The organism is Vibrio rumoiensis (assembly GCF_002218045.2).
Taxonomy (GTDB): domain Bacteria; phylum Pseudomonadota; class Gammaproteobacteria; order Enterobacterales; family Vibrionaceae; genus Vibrio; species Vibrio rumoiensis.
In genome coordinates, this window is record NZ_AP018685.1 from 1,800,791 (window position 1) to 1,822,530 (window position 21,740).

17 protein-coding genes, 1 tRNA gene and 1 riboswitch are annotated in these 21,740 nt (G+C 42.5%); of the genes, 3 read left to right on the forward strand and 15 right to left on the reverse strand.

Annotation, left to right across the window (positions count from 1 at the left end; all coding sequences use genetic code 11):
- Positions 1–233: 233 nt before the first annotated feature.
- The 10 genes from VRUMOI_RS08275 to VRUMOI_RS08320 form a co-directional block, all read right to left on the reverse strand.
- On the reverse strand, positions 234–1,340 hold the full coding sequence (locus VRUMOI_RS08275; protein ID WP_089140180.1) for an ABC transporter ATP-binding protein: 1,107 nt from the start codon (positions 1,338–1,340) through the stop codon (positions 234–236).
- A gap of 189 nt (positions 1,341–1,529) precedes the next feature.
- Positions 1,530–2,441 carry a carbohydrate ABC transporter permease gene (locus VRUMOI_RS08280; RefSeq protein WP_394609852.1) on the reverse strand — a complete coding sequence of 304 codons (912 nt, stop codon included), beginning with the start codon at positions 2,439–2,441 and terminating at the stop codon, positions 1,530–1,532.
- Positions 2,441–3,346: a carbohydrate ABC transporter permease gene (locus VRUMOI_RS08285; protein WP_089140251.1), complete on the reverse strand. Its 906-nt coding sequence runs from the start codon at positions 3,344–3,346 to the stop codon at positions 2,441–2,443. Before VRUMOI_RS08285 ends, VRUMOI_RS08280 begins: the two co-directional genes overlap by 1 nt.
- A 192-nt stretch (positions 3,347–3,538) precedes the next feature.
- Positions 3,539–4,789, reverse strand: coding sequence for an ABC transporter substrate-binding protein (locus VRUMOI_RS08290; protein ID WP_089140179.1), 1,251 nt, complete (start codon positions 4,787–4,789; stop codon positions 3,539–3,541).
- A 183-nt stretch (positions 4,790–4,972) separates the two neighbouring features.
- Positions 4,973–6,418: an ATP-binding protein gene (locus VRUMOI_RS08295; RefSeq protein ID WP_089140178.1), complete on the reverse strand. Its 1,446-nt coding sequence runs from the start codon at positions 6,416–6,418 to the stop codon at positions 4,973–4,975.
- A gap of 17 nt (positions 6,419–6,435) precedes the next feature.
- Positions 6,436–7,155, reverse strand: a complete 720-nt coding sequence (locus VRUMOI_RS08300; protein ID WP_089140177.1) for a response regulator — start codon at positions 7,153–7,155, stop codon at positions 6,436–6,438.
- Between the two features lie 160 nt (positions 7,156–7,315).
- Positions 7,316–7,996 (reverse strand): DUF3106 domain-containing protein, encoded by a 681-nt coding sequence (locus tag VRUMOI_RS08305; protein ID WP_162598353.1) that lies wholly within the window; start codon positions 7,994–7,996, stop codon positions 7,316–7,318.
- Positions 7,997–8,007: 11 nt separating this feature from the next.
- Complete coding sequence (locus tag VRUMOI_RS08310; RefSeq protein WP_089140175.1) at positions 8,008–9,396, reverse strand: sensor domain-containing diguanylate cyclase; 1,389 nt, start codon at positions 9,394–9,396, stop codon at positions 8,008–8,010.
- Between the two features lie 349 nt (positions 9,397–9,745).
- Positions 9,746–10,294, reverse strand: a complete 549-nt coding sequence (locus VRUMOI_RS08315; protein WP_089140174.1) for a hypothetical protein — start codon at positions 10,292–10,294, stop codon at positions 9,746–9,748.
- 246 nt (positions 10,295–10,540) lie between these two features.
- Complete coding sequence (locus VRUMOI_RS08320) at positions 10,541–11,782, reverse strand: aromatic amino acid transporter (protein WP_089140173.1); 1,242 nt, start codon at positions 11,780–11,782, stop codon at positions 10,541–10,543.
- A 408-nt stretch (positions 11,783–12,190) separates the two neighbouring features.
- On the opposite strand from VRUMOI_RS08320, the gene VRUMOI_RS08325 reads away from it, so the two are divergent.
- The gene (locus VRUMOI_RS08325; RefSeq protein WP_089140172.1) at positions 12,191–12,889 is read left to right on the forward strand and encodes a hypothetical protein; all 699 of its coding nucleotides are present in this window, start codon (positions 12,191–12,193) and stop codon (positions 12,887–12,889) included.
- Between the two features lie 535 nt (positions 12,890–13,424).
- Positions 13,425–13,976, forward strand: a complete 552-nt coding sequence (locus tag VRUMOI_RS08330; protein WP_162598354.1) for a hemerythrin domain-containing protein — start codon at positions 13,425–13,427, stop codon at positions 13,974–13,976.
- Positions 13,977–14,042: 66 nt separating this feature from the next.
- Here the strand turns inward: VRUMOI_RS08330 and VRUMOI_RS08335 are convergent.
- A tRNA-Arg gene (locus tag VRUMOI_RS08335) sits at positions 14,043–14,119 on the reverse strand.
- Between the two features lie 246 nt (positions 14,120–14,365).
- Between VRUMOI_RS08335 and folD the strand changes: the two genes are divergently transcribed.
- Positions 14,366–15,220 carry a bifunctional methylenetetrahydrofolate dehydrogenase/methenyltetrahydrofolate cyclohydrolase FolD gene (gene folD / locus VRUMOI_RS08340; RefSeq protein WP_089140170.1) on the forward strand — a complete coding sequence of 285 codons (855 nt, stop codon included), beginning with the start codon at positions 14,366–14,368 and terminating at the stop codon, positions 15,218–15,220.
- A 148-nt stretch (positions 15,221–15,368) separates the two neighbouring features.
- On the opposite strand, the gene VRUMOI_RS08345 is transcribed toward folD, so the two are convergent.
- The 4 genes from VRUMOI_RS08345 to VRUMOI_RS08360 all read right to left on the reverse strand — a co-directional run bounded on the left by VRUMOI_RS08345 (position 15,369) and on the right by VRUMOI_RS08360 (position 21,734).
- A complete protein-coding gene (locus tag VRUMOI_RS08345; RefSeq protein WP_089140169.1) occupies positions 15,369–15,932 on the reverse strand; it encodes a manganese efflux pump MntP in 564 nt (187 codons plus the stop codon).
- Positions 15,933–15,938: 6 nt separating this feature from the next.
- Positions 15,939–16,117: riboswitch (yybP-ykoY riboswitch) on the reverse strand.
- A gap of 123 nt (positions 16,118–16,240) precedes the next feature.
- The gene (locus VRUMOI_RS08350) at positions 16,241–19,396 is read right to left on the reverse strand and encodes an efflux RND transporter permease subunit (protein ID WP_089140168.1); all 3,156 of its coding nucleotides are present in this window, start codon (positions 19,394–19,396) and stop codon (positions 16,241–16,243) included.
- 11 nt (positions 19,397–19,407) lie between these two features.
- Entirely contained in the window at positions 19,408–20,556 is a 1,149-nt protein-coding gene (locus tag VRUMOI_RS08355) for an efflux RND transporter periplasmic adaptor subunit (RefSeq protein WP_089140167.1), read from the reverse strand.
- 149 nt (positions 20,557–20,705) lie between these two features.
- Entirely contained in the window at positions 20,706–21,734 is a 1,029-nt protein-coding gene (locus VRUMOI_RS08360; RefSeq protein WP_089140166.1) for a lytic murein transglycosylase, read from the reverse strand.
- Positions 21,735–21,740: the final 6 nt, after the last annotated feature.

The window sequence follows — 21,740 nt, forward strand, 5'->3', positions numbered from 1 at the left end:
GGGACTTTTCACTTTTTTTCGCCCAAATAAGTTTTTACGGTTAAAGATTCGACATTTATCCTCTGTTTAGCACAAACTTCTGCTCTGTTGAATGGATTGTATTACCTATTGAACTAAACAGAGGCTAGTAAGCAGTAACGCGCTTTTACTTAGCCTTACACAAACCATAAGGATGTAAACTTTTGTGTCACTCACAACCCAAAAGTTCAACATCCATTGATTAAAGCCACGGATTAAATACGCATCTCAGTTCTAACATCAAAAAACACCGCGCTGGATAAATCGAAATAAAGCGGCACCGTTTCCCCAACTTTGGCATCAAACTCCGCCGATAAGCGGCAAGCCACATGGTCTTGATTGATTTCAACAATCGCGATGGTGTCTGGCCCCGTTGGCTCTAACACATCAATTTTCATCGGGATTTCGGTAAAGGTACGTTCTTCTTCACTTGGTTGTTCAGTGATAAATTCAGGCCGTAAACCAATAATCACTGTTTCCCCATCAAATTTACGTAACCGATCCGGTAGGTTGATTTTGTGCGCCTTACCATCGGCAGTCCAAATCTCACCTTGTGGCTTATCGTCATTATCTAAATCAACGCGTGCTTTGATGAAATTCATGGAAGGCGATCCCATAAAGCCCGCCACAAACATATTATTCGGTTGGTTATAAATTTCTTTCGGCGTACCTAATTGTTGCAATTCGCCGTCTTTCATCACCGCGATGCGATCGGCGAGCGTCATCGCTTCAATTTGATCATGAGTTACATACACAATGGTGGTATTAAGTTGTTGATGCAGACGTTTAATTTGAGTGCGCATCTCAACCCGCAATTTCGCATCAAGATTCGACAAAGGTTCATCGAACAAGTACAACTTAGGTTGACGAGCCAACGCACGCCCCATTGCGACACGTTGACGTTGCCCCCCCGACAGTTGCGCGGGTTTTCGGTCAAGTAGGTGATCGATTTGCAACATTTCCGCCACTCGATTCACTTCCGCATCAATTTTCACTTGCGGCATTTTGCGAATTTTAAGCCCAAACGCGATATTGCCGCGAACAGTCATATTTGGATAAAGCGCATAAGATTGAAACACCATGGCAATATCGCGATCTTTGGGCTCAACATTCGACACATCAACGCCATCAATAACAATCTCACCTGAGCTAATCGATTCTAGCCCTGCGATGGTGTTCATCAAAGTAGATTTACCGCAACCTGATGGCCCGACTAAGATAAGAAATTCGCCAGACTCAATTTGAATGTTAATCCCTTTCAAGGTTTCATTGTCAGCATTACGGTACGTTTTACGAATTTGGTTTAATTCTAAAGCAGCCATTATTTATTTTCCTTTTAAGCCGATTCCATATTAATTTTTTATTGAATCGATACTCAAAGTAATTGAAGTTACAGCGCGGCGACAAATGAATGCTCCCCATGAGCCCTATTTATAAAACTAAGGGCTCATCAAAGTGATTGGGGTGAATAAATGCCGTCAACAAAGCGGTAGCTTCAAGTACCAAGCGTATCAACCTTTGACTGAACCTGCAGTTAGCCCTCTCACGAAATACTTCCCTGCCACGACATACACCAACAAGGTTGGCAATGCAGCAATAATGGCGGCAGCCATATCGACGTTATATTCTTTCACCCCAGTGCTGGTATTCACGAGATTATTCAATGCCACTGTAATCGGCTGAGTCTCAGAACCTGAGTACACCACCCCAAATAAGAAATCATTCCAAATTGAAGTAAACTGCCAAATCACTGTCACCATGATGATTGGTGTGGAAAGCGGTAACATAATCTTAAAAAAGATAGTAAAAAAACCTGCTCCATCTAACTTGGCCGCTTTCACTAATTCATCCGGCACACCAACATAGAAGTTACGGAAAAACAGCGTGGTAAAGGCCAAGCCATAAATAACATGTACAAAAATCAAGCCAGTCGTGGTATTCGCAAGACCGAAATACCCCAATGTCGCAGCCATAGGTAAGAGCACCACTTGGAATGGAATAAAGCAGCCAAATAGCAACAAACTGAAAAGAAGATTCGACCCTCTAAATTGCCATTTACTGATCACATAGCCATTAAATGCGCCCATTAAGGTTGAGATCGCCACAGCCGGAATCACCATTTGAAATGAATTCCAAAAGTAGCCTTTAATCCCTTCACACTTCACCCCAGTACAAGAGGTTGACCATGCTTTATGCCAAGCATCTAACACCCATTCCGTTGGCAAAGACATCAAGTTGCCGGTGCGAATATCGCCCAAGCTTTTAAATGATGTGATCACCATGACAAATAAAGGCATGAGGTACATTACACAGAAAAAAATCAGCAGTGTATAAATCGCAATACGCCCGACTCGCTTAGAATTAAAGTAATGCGACTGATTACCTTGAAGTTTAAGATTTTGAGATTTTTGGTTTTGCGCCATCATGACTTTTTCTCCCTTAATTCTGAGTAAAGGTACGGCACCAGAATGGCAAGGATCCCTGCAAGCATCATCATTGCACTGGCTGAACCAAGCGCGGTTTCGCCACGAGTAAAGGAATAGGCGTACATAAAGAGAGCCGGTAAGTCTGAGGCGTAACCTGGGCCACCCGCAGTCAATGCCGTGACTAAGTCGAAGCTTTTAATGGCGATGTGAGAAGTAATGATCACTGCACTAAAAAACACAGGGCGTAAACAAGGCAACACGATACTCCAATAAATACGAGGTAAACTCGCACCGTCTATTTGCGCCGCTTTTATGATGGAAGAATCTATCCCACGCAGCCCGGCTAAGAACATTGCCATCACAAAGCCTGAAGACTGCCAAACCGCCGCAATAACTAAGGTGTAGACCACCATATTAGAGTCAACAATCCAATCGAATTTAAAATTGGTGAAGCCCCAGTCATGCACCATTTTCTCAATGCCAAGACCCGGATTTAAAATCCACTTCCAGGCGGTTCCTGTCACAATAAATGACAACGCCATCGGATAAAGGTAAATGCTGCGGATCACGCCTTCATTACGAATGTTTTGATCCAAAAGAATCGCGAGCCCTACCCCGAGTACAATAACGATGGCAAGGAATAACAAACCAAAGATACCCAAGTTAGAAATAGACGTTATCCAGCGGTCGTTTTCCATTAACTTGGCATATTGACCAAATCCGGTGAAATTAAAACTCGGTAAAAAGCGAGAATTAGTGAGCGATAACGCTCCCGTCCAAATAATGTAGCCATAAATACACACCACCGTAATCACTAACGTTGGTGCCAATACAATTTTAGGTAATAAATGCTGTAGTCTATCGACCAATTTAGGTTTTGGGGCGGCGCGCCGAGCTGGCATGGCGGCGCCTAGTTTAACTGAGCCCTTTTCAAGAGGCTGATGTTTAGTGGAATCGAAAGCGTTGTCCATAACCGATCCTTTTTTTACAACGATGCCTAAATATTCAAACTATTACTGAATTTTAGGTGTGAATAACTGAGGCTACGTGAATACACACGCAGCCCAAGCTCATAAGGTTTAAATTAAGAAAGGTTATTCGGCAGCTTTAACTGCTTTAGCCAGTTTCTGAGCGGCCTCTTTTGGATCCGCATCTTTATCGTTAAAGAAGTTAGTGATCACATCATACATCGCACCTTGCACATAGCTGGTTGTCGACATGCCGTGTGCCATACTTGGTACTAAACCACCGGTTTTAGAGGTTGCTTTAAAGGCTGTCATTGAATCTAAAGCACACTTATCAAACTTCGACATATCCATATCCAAACGTACAGGAATCGAACCTTTATTTAGGTTAAACACCTCTTGGAAAGGTTTAGACAAAATGGTTTTTGCCAAGTCTTGTTGCGCTTTTTGATTCTCTTTATTTTTAATTTGGAAGAAAGCAAAACTATCGATATTAAAAGTAAATGAGTCCGCTGTTCCCGGAGTTGGTGAACAAGTGTAGTCGGTACCTGGCTGTTTATTAGCAGCACTAAACTCGCCTTTTGCCCAGTCACCCATGACTTGCATCGCCGCTTTACCGTTAATCACCATCGACGTTGCGACGTTCCAATCACGGCCAGGTGCATTGCTATCAATATAGTCATGGACTTTTTTGAAGGTTGTAAACGCTTCTACCATCTTGTCGCCAGATAATACGTCTTGGTCAAGATCCACAAAGGCTTTGGTGTAATCCGCATTACCTAATATTTCCAGAGCAATCGCTTCAAATAGCGTCGCATCTTGCCAAGGCTGACCACCGTGAGCTAAAGGAATAATACCGTCGGCTTTTAATTTATCCCCGACCTTGAAAAAATCATCCCACGACGTCGGAACTTTCAAACCTTCTTTATCAAAAATCGCTTTGTTGGCCCACAACCAGTTTACTCGGTGCACATTGACCGGCACAGCAACATAATGGCCTTTATATTTCGCGGTATCGGCAACAACTTTAGGTAAGATACCGTCCCAATTTCCTTCTTTCGCTACCGTATCTAGATTGGTTAAAAATCCTAACTCGGCCCATTCTTGAATATTGTGACCTTTAATCTGTGCCGCTGCTGGAGGGTTTCCTGAAACCGCACGCGTTTTTAGAACAGTCATGGCACTTTCACCACCACCACCGGCAACCGCAAAGTCTTTCCACGTATGGCCTTCTTTTTCCATCATGTCTTTTAATACAGCAACCGACTTAGCCTCACCACCTGAAGTCCACCAGTGAAGAACCTCAACTTCCCCTGCATGAGAAAGTTGTGAAGCAGAAAGCAAAGCAAGGGTAAGAAGACTTTTTTTCATTGTATTCATCGTCATCGTCCATGTTTAATTATGAGTTATTGGATTAAAGCCAAACGACACCGGTCATCCGACGGCGTGTTTTTGACTTGATTTGACTATATGCAAAGTTTGGCAAGAAGATTGCCACGAAAGGTAACACCAATGTAACAATTGTGTTACATGTGAGTTTTATCACTATGATTAACCATAAACTTACTGGGGAAGTTGTGTATTAAACGGCAAAATCACTTGAACATGCAGCCCAGCATGTGGCGCATTACTGATGTGAATTGTTCCGCCATGAGCATGTAAAATATTGCGACAAATACCCAGTCCTAAACCATGGCCATCTTGATCTTTCGCTAAACGGACATAAGGATCAAATACCGACTCTAACTGCGCTTCAGGAATTCCGGGGCCTTGGTCAATAAAATTCAGCTCGACATAATCTTCAAATTGCCGGCAAGTAATCGTGAGGCTTCCACCATACTTGACTCCGTTATCCACCAAGTTCGTCATGACCCGTTTTAACGCTAGTGGCTTACCCAATACAGGAGCAATCGTCGTTTTGGGTAGTGTCACGTTAATTTGTTGAGTGTTATGCGTTTCTGCGGCGGCAAGTAATAACTCGTTTAAATAAACCAAGCTGGAATTTTCGTGTAATTCGGTGTCATGCACACACTGCAACGCGCCTTTCACCATCATTTCAAGTTCATCCAAATCCTGATTAAACTTGGCGCGCTTTACGTCATTTTCCAGCAGTTCAGTCCGTAGACGAAGGCGAGTGATCGGGGTTTTTAAATCATGTGAAATAGAAGAAAACAGCTGCTCTCTATCCATCACATAATGGCGAATACGTTGCTGCATGCGGTTAAAGGCTAAAGTTGCGGTCACGACTTCGTTCGCCCCTTCCTCGGGCAAAGGCGACTGCTCACCATCAATGCTCATTTGGTTCGCCGCTTTAGCAAGGTTACGTAATGGCCGAACCTGTCGCCGGATCATAAAGTAGGTAAAGAACAACAACAGCGCAGTAGAAAGAAACAAATACAGCCATTGCGATGGCGGCAAAATCGTATCTTCTAACGTGTTATAAGGTGGGGGTAATAATGCCGCAATATAGATCCACTCATCCGATTCCAACTCTATCTGCACGACCATTATCGGTGGGTCCAGCGGCTCTAACGTTAACGTATAATGGGCCCACGATTTCGGCAAATCGCTTAAATAAATATCATTCTTTAGGATTTTAAGATCTTCGGGCTCTGAAAACTCGACATGGATTGAACGCACATTATTCAGTTTTTCGCCAAGCGCTTGAGCCATTGACTGTATCGCCACTTGTTTTAAGCGGGTATCTGGAATGGGTTGAATATCCAAATATTCATGGTTAAACGAAACAAAAAATCGCGTCCCGCCCATCTTGCGCAGTTGCTCCATGATCACATGGCGGTAATTCACTGGTAGCGCTTGAAAATAAGACACGGTAGAAGCAAACAATGAGGCCATACTCACCGTGGTGGTTTTAATTCCTGCTTCTTCTTGTTGGCGCGAATTGGTATACCAAATCATCGTGGAAATACCCTGTGCTATCACCACAGTCAACAACGTCAGCAATAAAGTGCGAACCACTAAGGATTGAGATTTCCAGAAATAACGCATCTGATTAATACATTTCCTTAATGCCCATAATGCACCGAGGCGGTAAAGATATAGCCATTACCTCGCATGGTTTTGATGTATTTATGCTGTTTACCTGTGTCGCCTAACCGTTGACGTAGTCGGCTTAATTGCACATCAATCCCCCGCTCAAACGGCAGCGCCTCTCGGCCTTTGATTTCATAAGAAATGGTATCGCGATCAAGCACTTCATTGGGACGAGATAAAAACAGCATCAAGAGTGAAAAATCACTGCCTGATAACTCGATTTTCTCTTGCGTTTCCGTGTGGTAGGCCGTATGTGAAAGAGTGTCTAATGTCCAATCGCCAAACGAGATAACGGTGGGGTTAACTTGTTCATCAATATGAGAACGACGCAGCAACGCTTTAATACGAGCCATTAACTGACGAGGGCTAAACGGCTTGGCGATATAGTCATCGGCGCCAAGTTCAAGACCAACGATTTGATCGGCTTCATCTGAGACTGCCGTTAACATAATGATAGGAACGTTTGAATGTTTACGAACATGCTGACATAGGCTGAAACCATCCTCGCCGGGCAGCATCACGTCGAGTAATAATAAGTCTGGGTAGCCGTGCTGGGTGATGTACTCTCGCATCTCGTCACCATCATTGACGGTCGAAACGCTAAATCCCATTTTACTTAGATATTCATCCAGTAATTCTCGAATTTCCTCGTCATCATCTACTACTAAAATATGTTTATATTTTTGCGTCATGTCCCTATAACCTAATTACTCACTCTCGACTCTATCCATGAGTCGAGCTCTTAATGATTATTGACACAATAATAACAATCGGAACACAAGGCGAGCAATTCATCTAGCCAAGTCACAATAACTTGACGTGGGTCTACCTCAATTAATTTAGATGGCTCGCTTAGCGTCGGCCACCGCCTAATCGACCTGCCCCCCCTATACGTCCCCCTAAATGACTTCCCCCTAAATTAGGACGAATAATAGGCCGAGTCGCCGGTCTTGTGGTCGGTCTAGATACCGGTCGGTTGGGTTTAACGACCGGCCTTGAGATATTCGGTTTGGTTGGTGCCCGTTGTAATGTCGGCCGTTGCCTGCTTTGCCATTTAGTTTGCAACGCTTGTTTTTGCTCAGTGGTGAGCTGGGTATCGGTCATTTTCTGACGCACCGCTTCGCGCTTTTCCGTTAACGCTTGCTGTTTTTCTGGAGGGAGAGCATCAAACTTTTGATTAAATTGTTGTTTTAACGCGGAAACATCTGGCTCATTGCCATCTTTCCAGCCATCAATTTTATCTTTAATTTGTGCCTGCTTATCAGGGTCTAGGGTATGCCACCAGTTTTGTACCAGTTGCTTAAACTCGTCATCATTAGCGCAGCAATTAGGGTAAACATGATCGTGATAAAACCAGAAGTCATCATGCCACCAGCTGTCGGTGTAATAATTTTCTGAGCTAGAAGGCACAGATGCACAACCCGCTAAAACAACCGCAAAGCTGGCAAAAACAAACATTCGTTGAAGTGGCTTAAAACAATAAAGCATCAACATGACTCCTAACGCATAGATTAAATACAATACCGTATGCATAGCGTTTTAGATCATCCTATTTCAATTCGATTACGCCCATCACGCTTAGCTTTGTACAGTAAAGCATCGGCTCGATTAAGGATTGAATCACTGCACTCTCCGGATTGGTACTGAGTCAGCCCCCCACTCACTGTAGCCGACACCGCCAGCTCATTATGAAATACTGGATGGCTAACAATGTAATGTCGAAGGGCTTCAAGTTGATGACTCGCTTGTTCAACGGAATGATTAACATATATCGCGATAAACTCTTCCCCTCCCCAGCGTCCATAATGACAATCTTCAGCATCTAAGGCATTGACACCTTGTGCAAATAACTTCAGCACCTCATCACCAACAGGATGACCGTATTTGTCATTAATCGACTTAAAATAATCAAAATCTAAAATCGCAACCGATAATGCGGTATTCTTTTTCTGATTTAGCTCTATGTAATGAGCAAGCGCCTTCTCACTACAGGCCCTATTCGCAAGCCCGGTCAGAAAGTCGGTATTCGCCATTCTCTCCATCGTCTTATGAGCCAGCTCTAATTCTTGAAAGTCATTATTACGAGCAATTTCATGCCCTACCCATTCAGAAAATAATCTAATCAATTCATAATCTTGATTAATAAATGGTCTCACCGGGGTTGGGCTTGAAAAATTTAAAGTGCCGTAAGGTTTACCATCTACAAAGATAGGCGCCCCAATATAGGCTTCTAATTGAAAAGCTTTATAGCAAGGATGATGACGAATCTCACTTTGAGCCACATGATGAAAACCTTCAACCTTATTCGAATGGTATACGTGCCAACAATAAGTTAAATCAAGATCAAAGCGCATTCCTATTTCAAGCTGATTATCGGGGTGAATAGCTTGCTTAATCTCGTATTCATTCCCCTCAATTTTGCTAAAAATACCAATCGGCAACTCAAAATGCTCAGCGCCTAAACGCAGAATAGCGCTGACCCTCTGCTCAAAATCCAGTTCACGAGATGAAGTAATCGAGTGTAGTTGATTTAACGCTTCTTCTGCTGCAGTTCGCGCAGAGTCATCTTTAATCAACGCGATAAAAAATAGCGCTTCGCCAGCGTTATTTTTTATCGCCCCCGCCGATGTTTGACCGGTAAATACTTTGCCTGATTTACGCTTATATTCGGTATTGTACACATCATTTAATAAGCGGCTTCTCTCATAGTATCGCTGCTGACCTTGAAGGGTGTACTCTACGTCAGTGGCATATAACATTCTCGTACTCTGATTCACGACCTCACTATTTTCATAACCAAACAGGACTTCAGCCGCTTTATTTATTGCCACAATTTCTCTCGAAATACTCGCAATCACCGCTGCGATGTCAATATGCTCAAAAACGAGAGATAAGGTCTGCACATCTAAATCTACAGTTTGTTTTTCTTGCATCAAATAAACCTTCAAGCTTTTAGATAAGTATTAAACCTATCATAAATAAATCAAATAGCGATCGAGATACGAGTGAACTTGATAACTTTTATTTTTACGCATTGAAAACAACATAAGCACGCAACATTCGTCACCCTATAATAAAGGCTTTAAAATATCTTTCGTTAACCAGTATCTTAAACAAAAAATACAGGCGCTTGCTTTGTTGATCTGCATATCATAGTGAGACACATGCTCGACACTCTTTTCTCGCCTATAAAACAGAAGAATAAACAATAAGTGAAGCATGAGAAGACGAAAAAATATTGGCAAAGGAGGTGACACGCATCAACTGCAACAAAATTAACTCTTACTCACCTTTAACTTTGGATTTAATACCACTTCCTGCATCTTTTAATAAATCAAAAGGAGAAAGAATTACACCTTTTACGGCACCTTGAGCCGCTTGTTTAGACAACTCTTCACTCTTATCCATAAGCTCATCGACTTTAGCTAACATCGGTGGCACATCTTTACGCAATTGCTCCGATTCTTTTAAAATTCCAGGTAAAGTTTGAGTCCGAATGGCTTTAACCTCAGATAACACATTTGGAATGTTGGTATTAATATCGGCTGCGGTTTTATTAACGTTGCCGATTGTGGTATTCACCTCTCCGACCGTTTTATTGATATCTTGCGCGGTTTTTAGGGCTGCAGGCGTGATAGTGGCAAACTTATCGGCAACCTCAAGCCATTGATCGATTTTCAAGGTTTGTGCGGTAGTTGAAATCTCCGTCAACATCTCTGGGTACTTATCAACCACGGTATTGACTGTAGAAGTAAAACTGTAAATGGTGTAACCCAAATAAAAAATCGACGCTGCCAATAACGCCTGAATCACCATTGCAATACGAGCCATTGTTTCTTCCTTAATAACAAAATCACATTCAAAGTATACAAGCCCTAAGCGAGATACAACTCTCTTTTCTCTATATAGCCAAAATCATTGGAATTACAGTGAGGCGATCAGAAAAGGAAACCTCATGAATCTATACGATTGAGATGCATGAACACTGGCCACAAAGCTGCTGCTTCAAGTACGGTGGGTATAAAACAAAACCCTCAGCACTTTCACGCTGAGGGTTTTTGTTATTGGGCTGAGTTATTAACCTGTAAACACCGGCAAAATATCCATCATGGTTAAGAAATGGAACACAGCGGTCGCCACGCCAAACAATAGCACCGCATAAGGGATAAGTTTACCACCAGCAACGACAAAGCCTTGCTCTGCCCCTTTACGTTGACGCGCTTTCAACACCAGTAGTGCTGGAATAATACATGTCCATACCGTTGCCGCTGCACCTGCATAACCAATCGCTAAAATGAAACCAAACGGGAATAATAATGATAAAACTAACGGCGGCATAAAGGTTGCTGCCCAAGTTTTGGTACGGCCGACTTTACTGCGATTATCAAAACGGAATAAATCAGCAATATAATCAAAGACCCCTAAACCAACGCCAATAAACGAGGAAAGAATTGCCGATACCGAGAAGATATTGATCGCCTGAGAGACTTTTTCCGACGAAACCACGGTACCAAGGGCGCTTAGTAACACATCCACGTTACCATCTTTGGCGATCACAGGGCCAAATGAATCACGCGATAAGTGACCAAAAATGCTCACCAACCAGATAACATACAAGAATAAAGCAATCGACGTTCCGCCTAAAATGGCATATTTCGCTTTACGCTCTTCACCATAATAAGCACGCATCGACGCCACTGAGTGATGATAACCAAATGATGTGAGTGCGATAGGCAGCAAAGCCATCGCATATTTGGCATATTCACCATGTTGGTTGACGGCATCGGTTAATTTAGAAAAATCGACATGTACGGTTAAACCAAACACGCCAAAAACAAAGCTCAATAGCATGGTACAAATAAGCACCACCGAAATACGGTCAACCGCACGCGTTGAGTGCCACACCACACTTGAAGCAATAAACACAAATAGCACCGATGCGGTTTTACTATCTAAGCCTAACGACCCTTGTAAAATCAATCCAAATGAAGTGGTGTAGGCATACAATAAAATGCCACCAACAAAGTAAACCGTTAAGTTATTAAAGGCATTAACCTTTTCACCAAGTAGATCGGAGGTCACCGTATTAAACGACACATTAAGGTCGTAATGCTTAAACGCTTCCAACAGTAACCAACCGGAAACTGTCATCACCGCCATGGTTAATGCAATCGCCAATATAGACCAAACTGTCCATGCGCCAGCTCCGGCACTCGGCAGCCCAAGCATACCTGCACCAACACAAACACTTGCGATAATACAAGCGCCACCCACCAATGAAGGTTGTTTTGCTGTTGTCGTCGTTGTAACGGTAGTCATAATAAATTCTCTTTACGCTAAATTAAGCAAGTACATCCTGTACTCCTTAAAAACAAACAAGCATCAAGCGAAGAAGATAGGAAGTTGGCCGAAAACGGGTTTCAAAAAGAAAGGCAACCAAGTTCTATGCTGATGTATGCGCTCATCATAGCGATAACAACCAGACTAGTAAACTAGTTAGCTGATACAATATCGTATTTTTGTGAATAAACAGAGGATCTGGTTACGTTTTAAACACCCCACCATATCCACTATTTCGTAAACAACAAAAATATCTATTACATTTTGATAAGATCCTCGCCCCAACAGAATAAATGTAACCCATTAATATATAAGTTAATTAAAAAAATTTCCTTCAGTAATAGTATAAATCTATCTACTTTACATTTAGATCTGTTGGATAACCTCATGCGAACGATAATTTCAATCTCCTTAATGTTATTGCTTACTGCTTGTAGTAATCAATTCGCCAAACCTTTTCCCTTCCCTCAAATTAGCCTGAAAGATGACACTCTTATCTATAAGGGCATGATCACCGGAGATGGCGTTTTAACCGCTCAACGTGTCGCCAGAAACAGCGGCATGAAAATAACCAAGCTACAAATCACGAGCCCGGGAGGAATGATTGAACCAGGTATAGAACTCGGTTATTTCATTAAAGAAAATAATTTAGACTTAATTCTTACCCAACTCTGCTTTTCTGCTTGCGCCAATTATTTATTACCCGCCGCTCACAGCATCACGATCCAAAAAGATACCCTATTAGGCTGGCATGGCGGGGCAAGACAAAGTAACGCTTTATGGAAACAGTCGATTCCTAATGCTCAATGGGATAATTTCTACCCTTATTTAGAAAGACTCAGAAAAAAGGAATATCAATTTTTTCAAGACATGGATGTCGCAATCAATATCACAACGTATGGACAAACGAAACTCAATACTTGCCAAAAAGCCAAACAAACCATGGGTTGGTATTACACGTTAAATGACATGAAATCGATGGGGCTTCCGCCAGTAAAAATGGAAGAGAAAACCTTATTAGAATCGGTAATGTATCAAGATGAAAAAGTTACCGCTTGTCTCATGCCTGAAATATTCAACACATAAAGAACTGGTTTTAATTCCATAGTACTTAAAAAAACGAAGGGTGTTTTGACCATCCTTTGTTTCATGATAACGAAATGAAAATGAGTCAGGATCAACAGCATGGAAATCTTTAATGATTTTTCGAATTTCGGCAACATCTTCTTTAGTTATAGAGTCCTTAATACTCTCATCATATTGCTTTATAACGTTTAGCACCAAACCGTTCAACACATCTCACAAAAAATAGATTTTATAATTTTGAGAAAAACCATTTCTCTCCGAGAGTAGGCTGCGAGAAAATTGAATCAACTGCTTTAGATGACTTCAGCAACTATTCATCTCGCCATAATTCACATACCAAAAATAATCGCAACAAGGGCAATAAGAGCAATAAGAGCAATAAGAGCAATAAGAGCAATAAGAGCAATAGTAGTTATCATTTATTTTGATTTAAATCAAAATATCATTAAGTTGCATTTAAAATACCACTTAAAGCCGATAGCCATGTTTCATCGAAGAGTTATGATAAACACCGCACTGATTAATGGAGCATATTATGAGCTTACAATGTGGAAAAACAAACCTAACTCAAGAGCAATTGAGCCAACTCGAATCGATGCCAGCAGATAAACTTGCTGATTTGATTGAGTCTACTCACCATCAATATATTAGAGAAACCGGGCCACAATTAATTGAAATGGCAGATAAACTGCTACGAGTGCATGGCGAAGAATCTGAGACTATTCAGAAGCTGACACCATTGATTCATGCTTTAGTGAATGAACTCACTCCACATTTATACAAAGAAGAGCAAATTTTATTCCCAGCAATTAGAGGTCTTGCCACACAAACACCGCAGCAAACCTGCTTTGGTCACATTGGTAACCCAATCCGCGTCATGATCCATGAGCATAATGAAGCCGATCAAATTGTAGTGGCATTGCAGCAAGTGACTCAGAACTTCCAAGCTCCAGAAGAAGCCTGCCAAACCTGGCAACGTTGCTATAAAGTCTGCGAAGAATTTTGCCAAGATTTAATCAATCACATACATGTAGAAGATACGATTCTTTTTCCGGCAGCGATAGAGCTGACTGATTCAGCTACATAAAATATTATAGATAGAATGTAAAAAACCCCAGATAACGGATTAAGTTATCTGGGGTTTCTTTGTATATGGCACGCCCTACAGGATTCGAACCTGTGACCACCTGCTTAGAAGGCAGGTGCTCTATCCAGCTGAGCTAAGGGCGCTTTGAGTGGGGAATTATACGAGATGAATGAGCTAGGTCAATCGCTTTATGGCTGTTTGTAGGTTAAGTGCTGAAAAAAAAGACATTAAGCGACTAAGGCTATTTTCAAACGATGTTTAACTTCTGTTAAAAATGAAAAATAAAACCAAACAGCAAACGTTTGCGTTATGGATATTGATCACGTTATTTGCGACAATACGCCGCGTTGTCGACTGCTGCTAGTCTAATGAGGATAGTAAGGAAAACCATGACTGCTCAAATTATTGATGGAAAATTGATATCTCAAACCGTTCGTTCGGAAGTGAAAGCTCGTGTTCAGGCTCGTGTTGAAGCGGGTTTACGTGCGCCAGGCCTTGCTGTTGTACTGGTAGGCAGTGATCCAGCCTCTCAAGTGTATGTGGGAAGTAAGCGCCGTGCTTGTGAAGAAGTAGGCTTTGTTTCTAAATCTTATGATTTGCCGACGACAACCACTGAAGCAGAATTGCTTGAGATGGTTGAGCAACTGAATAATGATCCTGAAATTGACGGTATCTTAGTTCAGCTTCCTCTGCCTGCTGGTATCGATAGCACTAAAGTTCTTGAAACTATCCACCCAGAAAAAGATGTCGATGGTTTCCACCCATACAACGTGGGTCGCTTATGCCAACGCATGCCGAAACTACGCTCTTGTACTCCTAAAGGTATTATCACTTTATTAGATCGTTACAACATCGATACTCACGGTAAACATGCTGTTGTGGTTGGCGCATCAAATATTGTTGGTCGCCCAATGACACTAGAGCTTCTATTGGCAGGTTGTACCACGACGACTTGCCACCGTTTTACCAAAGATCTTGAAAGCCATGTACGTCAAGCCGATCTATTAGTGGTTGCAGTGGGTAAAGCAAACTTCATTCCAGGGGCTTGGATCAAAAAAGGCGCGATAGTGATCGATGTCGGTATCAACCGCATGGAAAACGGCAAACTGATTGGCGATGTGGAATACGATGTCGCGAAAGATAATGCCAGCCACATTACTCCGGTTCCGGGTGGTGTAGGCCCAATGACAGTCGCAAGCCTTATTGAAAATACGATGTACGCGTGTGAGAATTTTTCGAAATAATTAATTGATAACCTTAAAAACTAAAAAACACCTCAATCTCGAGGTGTTTTTATTTAGAAAACAATGTTCCAATTCATGACGTTGATGATAAATAATATTCGCAATAACTAGGGTCTGTTGACCTTAATTTATCAGTCGCACAAGAAGATTACATAACGTGTTCACAGAACACCCAAATCCCCACACCGATGAGCACTAGACCACCAAAGGTTTCTGCTCGTTTTCCGACTAGATTTCCTAAAACACCGCCCAACATCATCCCAATAGTCACCATGAAGAACGTTGCACAACCAATCAATAAAGCGGCAATTTCAATTGGCACGTCAATAAATGCAAGGCCCACACCGACGGCCATCGCATCAATACTAGTGCCAATCGCGGTAAAGATGGTCAATGCTAAACGCTGTTTTTTAGGCTCAGAATGATCACCATCTTCTGTATCATTAAAGCTTTCATAGATCATGTGGATACCTAAACCACACAATAAAATTAAAGCAATCCAGTGATCCCACGATTCAACATAAGTTGAAGCTGATTGACCTATGAACCAGCCAATAATAGGCGTGATCGATTCAACAATACCAAAAATTAGTCCGGTTTTAAGTGCATTTGAAAGTGAAGTGTTTTTTGATTTAGCGCCTTTGCTAATCGCAGCAGCAAAAGCATCTGTCGACATGGCAAAAGCAAGAAGGATAAGGGCTAGAGGGTTCATTTTATTGACAACTCCGGTCAGGCAAATCGAGTCCACAATACACCCACACGCCTGACCATTAGGCATGGATGTATCGATGGTCTCGCCAACCGAGAGGTGTTCGCACCATGGTGATTTCACCACCAATTATGTTGACACGAACTTTTCCAGTAACTGGAAACAGGCTACTCCCCAACGAAGTTGCAAAAGAGTAACAAAGCAGTCACGCATTAACAATTTAAAAAGTTGATTTGGTAAACTTCTATCGACTTTTAATAAAAAAGGCAGCGAGTGATACACCCTGCTGCCTTTGTAAACTTACTGATTGATTAATCTTTCGATTCTAAGGCCACTTGCGGCTCTGAAGGCGCTTCAGTTTCAGGCGTCGCCTTTCTTTTTGCCCCAAACAGCTTCATCACCCCGACATAAAATAGCGGAACAAAGAAGATGGCTAAGAATGTCGCCGTTAACATACCACCGATTACCGAAGTACCAATCGCATGACGTGAGTTTGCCCCAGCACCTGTACTGGTTGCCAGTGGCAGCACCCCAAGGATAAAGGCAAATGACGTCATTAAAATTGGACGTAAACGCATGCGGCACGCTTCGATTGTCGCTTCAGCTAACCCCATTCCTTTCTCATACAGGTCTTTCGCAAACTCGACAATCAAGATAGCGTTTTTCGCCGACAAACCAATGGTGGTTAATAAACCCACTTGTAAATAGACGTCATTCTCTAGGCCACGCAGCATGGTTGCGCCTAAAGCCCCTAATACCCCTAAAGGAACAACGAGGATAACCGCCATTGGAATCGTCCAACTTTCATACAAGGCTGCCAGACTTAAGAACACCACGATCATTGAAATCGCGTACAACATCGGCGCTTGAGAACCAGATTGACGTTCTTGATACGACATACCTGTCCAGCTCACTGCGGTGCCTTCTGGTAATGTTTTCGCAATATCTTCAATCGCTGCCATGGCATCACCTGTACTGTAACCCGGTGCTGCTTCACCTAAGATCTCTACCGCAGAGTTACCATTGTAACGCTGCAAGTTTGGAGAACCGGTACCCCAACGAGTATGGCTAAAGGCATTAAACGGTACCATCTTGCCTTCGTTATTGCGTACATACCAATGATTCAAATCATCAGGTGTCATACGATAAGGTGCATCTGCTTGAATATAAACACGCTTGACTCGACCACGGTCAATAAAGTCATTCACATAAGCTGAGCCCCACGCCATAGATAAGGTTTGGTTGATGTCATTAATCGACACGCCCAATACTTTTGCTTTTTCATAATCTAAATCGATATAAAATTGCGATGTATCATCCAAGCCATTTGGTCGTACCTTCTGTAACACAGGGTTTTGCGCGGCTTTTTGAAGCAATAGGTTGCGGGCTTGCATTAATTTTTCATGGCCTAACCCACCACGATCTTCTAAGAAGAAATCAAAGCCTGTCGCCTGACCTAATTCAATGATCGGAGGTAAGTTAAACGCTAATACCATACCATCTTGGTTTTGACTGAAATGTTGAACCAATCGACCAACAATCGCATTCACATCTTGTTCTGGGTTGGTTCGTTTAGACCAATCTTTTAAGCTAACAAATCCCATTGCGGCATTTTGCGCCTGGCCAACAAAACTATAGCCCGATACTTGGAAAAAAGATTCGACGTTATCTTTCTCTTCAGTATCTAAATAGTCTTGAACTTCATCCAATACTTTTTGAGTACGCTCTAATGTGGCGCCGGGTGGCAATTGGACCATAACCATGAAGTTACCTTGGTCTTCATCCGGTAAAAAGCTCGCAGGAATGTTCATAAATAACCAAGCGATCAACGGTAAAAGCGCCAAATAAATGATCGACAGACGTTTTGGTCGCTTAAGTAATCGACCGACATTCGACGTGTACTTATCATTCGAGCGGTTAAAGGTACGGTTGAACCAACCGAAGAACCCTGTCGTCTTCTCACCATGATGAGGTTTTAACATGGTCGCACACAATGCTGGTGTGAAGATCATGGCCACAATCACTGACAGCACCATCGCAGACACAATAGTTAGAGAGAATTGACGGTAGATCGCCCCTGTTGACCCACTCATAAAGGCCATTGGGATAAATACCGCGGATAACACCATGGCTACCCCAATCAAGGCACCAGTAATTTCACCCATCGCTTTACGAGTCGCTTCCAACGGTGGCAGATTTTCTTCAGCCATCACGCGTTCCACGTTTTCGACCACAACGATGGCATCATCCACCAGCAAACCAATCGCCAGCACCATACCAAACATGGTTAAGGTATTAACGCTAAAGCCCATCGCCGCCATGACACCAAAAGTACCGAGAAGCACAACAGGTACCGCAATCGTTGGAATCAAGGTGGCACGTAGGTTTTGTAAAAATAAGTACATGACTAAGAACACTAAGACGATCGCCTCGATCAGTGTATGTACTACTTCTTCAATAGAAAGTTGAACAAATGGAATGGTGTCGTAAGGTTTCACCACTTCTAAACCATCTGGCATTGTGCTTTTTAGCTCAGCAATTTTATCATCGACACGTTTTTGAGTATCGATGGCATTCGCACCCGTCGCGAGTTGAATACCAACCCCCGATGCACCTTTACCGTTAAATCGAGCTAAAATGCTAACATCTTCACCATTGAGCTCAACCCTTGCGACGTCTTTTACTCTAATTTGTGAGCCATCTGGGTTCACTTTCAAAAGAATATTTTCAAATTGCTTAACGCTTTCTAAACGACTTTGTGCGGTAATCGTGGCATTAATTAGCTGACCTGGGACAGAAGGCGCGCCGCCTAATTGCCCTACGGTTACTTCAGTGTTTTGCGATTCAATCGCACTATAAACATCGGTTGGAACCAACTGATAACTCGTCAGCTTCGCAGGGTCAAGCCACAGACGCATCGCATATTGAGAACCAAAAACCTGCACATTACCCACACCGTTAATTCGACTTAGCGGATCAGAAATATGCGCATTCACATAATCGGAGATGTCACTTTGGGTCATGCTGCCATCTTTGGAGATGAAGGCCAATACGGACATAAACGAGCTCGAGGTTTTACGTACGGTTAGCCCTTGCTTTTGTACTTCTGATGGTAATTGACTAGAAGCTTGTTGTAACTGGTTCTGTACTTGTACCTGTGCAATATCAGGGTTGGTCCCCAGCGCAAAGGTTAATGTTACCGTAATGGAACCAGATGAACTGCTTGATGATGACATATACAGCAGGTTATCAAGACCCGTCATATTTTGTTCTATCACCTGAGTCACTGAGTTTTCAGCCGTTTTCGCTGAAGCCCCTGGATACATTGCATTGATCTGTATGGCCGGTGGCGCAATAGTTGGATACTGCTGCACCGGTAAAGTGATCACGGACAAGGCACCTGCCAGCATGATCAAAATCGCGATTACCCAAGAAAAAATTGGGCGATCGATAAAAAATCTCACCATGAGTCTATTTCCTATTGCTGTGCTGTTTTCGCATCTTTTGTATGATCAGATACGATAGTGACTGGAGAGCCGGGACGAATTTTCATTAAATTGCTCGCGATCACTTGGTCGCCATCTTTCAGACCAGACTCAATAACCCACTCGTTATTATTCACGGTTGGTCCTGTGGTGACTGAACGTACGGCCACTTTGCCATCTTCAACCACAAATACAGTCGCTTGATCATCTTGACCAAAGCTCACTAGTGCTTGAGATAAGGTATACATAGGTTTTTGATCGGCAATCACAATTTCAGCACGGACAAACATGCCCGGTAGTAAAATTGAATCTGGGTTTGGTACTTTGGCACGTAATGTTACGCTACCCGTTGAACTGTCTACTTTTGTACCAGAGAAAGTAAGAACACCCATTTGATCGTAATCGGTGCCATCTTCCAGCTTCACACCCACTTTCGGGTTATTGTTAGAGCCCAAATTCTTTTTAATTTTCGCCATAGACAGCGAAGACTGAGTCATATCAATATAAATAGGATCAAGTGGTTGAATGGTCGTTAATGCGACTTCTTGATTGGCGGTCACTAACGCCCCTTCTGTTACATTCGAAATATCGATACGGCCAGAAATTGGTGCGGTTACCTTGGTGTATGACAACGAAATTTTCGCATTGTCGAGTGCCGCTTGTGCCACAGAGGATTGCGCTCGGGCTTGCTGCCAGTTGCCATCCGCTTTATCAAACTCATCTTGGCTAATCAATTTACGTTGCACTAAATCTTTATAGCGTAGCGCTGTTTTCTTCAGAACACTTTCATCGGCCTTCGCTTTGGCCAATGCGGCTTGTGCACTGTTAACATCCGCTTGATAAGGCGCCGGATCAATTTGATATAGCAAGTCACCTTGCTCAACCAACTGACCTTCCTCAAAAAGGCGTTTCTGCAAGATACCGGTTACTTGTGGACGTACTTCAGACACTCTGGTCGCTGACACTCTAGCGGGAAGCTCGCTGTATATCGTGGTAGGCTTTTTCGCCATGGTAATCACTTGGACAGGGGTAGCTTGAGGTGCTGTAGACTGCTGCGGAGTAGAAGATTGAGAGTCACACCCAGTTATCCCCGTAACCAAAACAGCCGATAATAATCCCACATTAAAACGGTTTACACGCATATTGATGTCTCGATATTAATTTTAAAAACAGAAAGGCTGTCATTTTTTCCAATGACAGCCTTTAAAAATACTCTTAGCAAAGAAGAAATGATATGAATCAGGAAGGAATTTACACTACTTTACCTTTGCTATACAAGCGTGCAGTAAATTTATTTTTTATCAATAATTTCATCAGCAAGCGTACTCACTGCTAAAGCAAAGTAATAAGAACGATTCCAATGCATCAAAACATTGTAATTGTTGTATACCAAATAGCTTCGACCCGCCTCATCATCCGGCATAATCAACCAAGCTTTTATATCTTGATTGAGCTTAGGTAATGGCGAACCATCTAGATCGGTGATGCCAAGCTTGTGCCATTGCTGTAAATATTTACCTTTAGCTTCATCACGACCTTGCAGCTCTGGATCAATACCGTGTGGAACTTTAATTTGACGGCCCCAAGTATATTTATCATCCCAACCTTCCGTTTTTAGATAATTTGCCGTCGAGGCAAAAACATCTTGCGGTGTCGTCCAGATATCTTTTTTACCGTCGTTATTACCATCTTGAGCATAAGCTAAGAAGGACGTCGGCATGAATTGGCACTGCCCCATCGCACCGGCCCATGAGCCTTTCATATCTTCAGCGCTAATATGACCTTCATCAATAATTTGTAGAGCCGCCATGGTTTGCTTACGAAATAACGCTTCGCGACGACCATCAAATGCTAATGTTGATAAAGCCCCGACCACATTATGATTGCCGGTATAACGCCCAAAGTTACTTTCTACACCCCATAACGCCACAATAAAGCGAGGCTGGACACCGTATTTTTCACCAATACGTTTTAAGTCCTCAAAATTCTCATGATACAAACGTTTTGCTTGCTTAATTTTCCACGCTGGTACTGCGCGAGGAATATATTCATCGAGCGTTAATTTTTTTTCTGGTTGGTTATTATCCGCTTTCACTGAATGGGGTTTATAAACAACATCTTTAAATGCTGCCTGAATCGTTGCATCCGTAATGCCTTGCTCTTTCGCTTCTTGCTTTAGTGTTTCAAGATAAGCATTGAATTTCACTTCTTGAGAGGCCGCGTCTTCTACTGATGCCGTATCTTCGGCCACCACAACGGTTGAGAAACTCACTAAACTCGTTAAAAGTAATGCTGAAATACCGAGTGGCTTAATATTCATATCTAT

What these genes read in the sequence shown, in the direction of transcription:
- VRUMOI_RS08325 (WP_089140172.1), top strand. Translation starts at nt 12,191, where the DNA reads ATGCGAACGATAATTTCAATCTCCTTAATGTTATTGCTTACTGCTTGT.
- VRUMOI_RS08360 (WP_089140166.1), bottom strand. Translation starts at nt 21,734, where the DNA reads ATGAATATTAAGCCACTCGGTATTTCAGCATTACTTTTAACGAGTTTA.
- VRUMOI_RS08280 (WP_394609852.1), bottom strand. Translation starts at nt 2,441, where the DNA reads ATGGCGCAAAACCAAAAATCTCAAAATCTTAAACTTCAAGGTAATCAG.
- VRUMOI_RS08315 (WP_089140174.1), bottom strand. Translation starts at nt 10,294, where the DNA reads ATGGCTCGTATTGCAATGGTGATTCAGGCGTTATTGGCAGCGTCGATT.
- VRUMOI_RS08345 (WP_089140169.1), bottom strand. Translation starts at nt 15,932, where the DNA reads ATGAACCCTCTAGCCCTTATCCTTCTTGCTTTTGCCATGTCGACAGAT.
- VRUMOI_RS08290 (WP_089140179.1), bottom strand. Translation starts at nt 4,789, where the DNA reads ATGAATACAATGAAAAAAAGTCTTCTTACCCTTGCTTTGCTTTCTGCT.
- VRUMOI_RS08320 (WP_089140173.1), bottom strand. Translation starts at nt 11,782, where the DNA reads ATGACTACCGTTACAACGACGACAACAGCAAAACAACCTTCATTGGTG.
- VRUMOI_RS08350 (WP_089140168.1), bottom strand. Translation starts at nt 19,396, where the DNA reads ATGGTGAGATTTTTTATCGATCGCCCAATTTTTTCTTGGGTAATCGCG.
- VRUMOI_RS08275 (WP_089140180.1), bottom strand. Translation starts at nt 1,340, where the DNA reads ATGGCTGCTTTAGAATTAAACCAAATTCGTAAAACGTACCGTAATGCT.
- folD (WP_089140170.1), top strand. Translation starts at nt 14,366, where the DNA reads ATGACTGCTCAAATTATTGATGGAAAATTGATATCTCAAACCGTTCGT.
- VRUMOI_RS08330 (WP_162598354.1), top strand. Translation starts at nt 13,425, where the DNA reads ATGAGCTTACAATGTGGAAAAACAAACCTAACTCAAGAGCAATTGAGC.
- VRUMOI_RS08285 (WP_089140251.1), bottom strand. Translation starts at nt 3,346, where the DNA reads ATGCCAGCTCGGCGCGCCGCCCCAAAACCTAAATTGGTCGATAGACTA.
- VRUMOI_RS08355 (WP_089140167.1), bottom strand. Translation starts at nt 20,556, where the DNA reads ATGCGTGTAAACCGTTTTAATGTGGGATTATTATCGGCTGTTTTGGTT.
- VRUMOI_RS08295 (WP_089140178.1), bottom strand. Translation starts at nt 6,418, where the DNA reads ATGCGTTATTTCTGGAAATCTCAATCCTTAGTGGTTCGCACTTTATTG.
- VRUMOI_RS08310 (WP_089140175.1), bottom strand. Translation starts at nt 9,396, where the DNA reads ATGCAAGAAAAACAAACTGTAGATTTAGATGTGCAGACCTTATCTCTC.
- VRUMOI_RS08305 (WP_162598353.1), bottom strand. Translation starts at nt 7,996, where the DNA reads ATGCATACGGTATTGTATTTAATCTATGCGTTAGGAGTCATGTTGATG.
- VRUMOI_RS08300 (WP_089140177.1), bottom strand. Translation starts at nt 7,155, where the DNA reads ATGACGCAAAAATATAAACATATTTTAGTAGTAGATGATGACGAGGAA.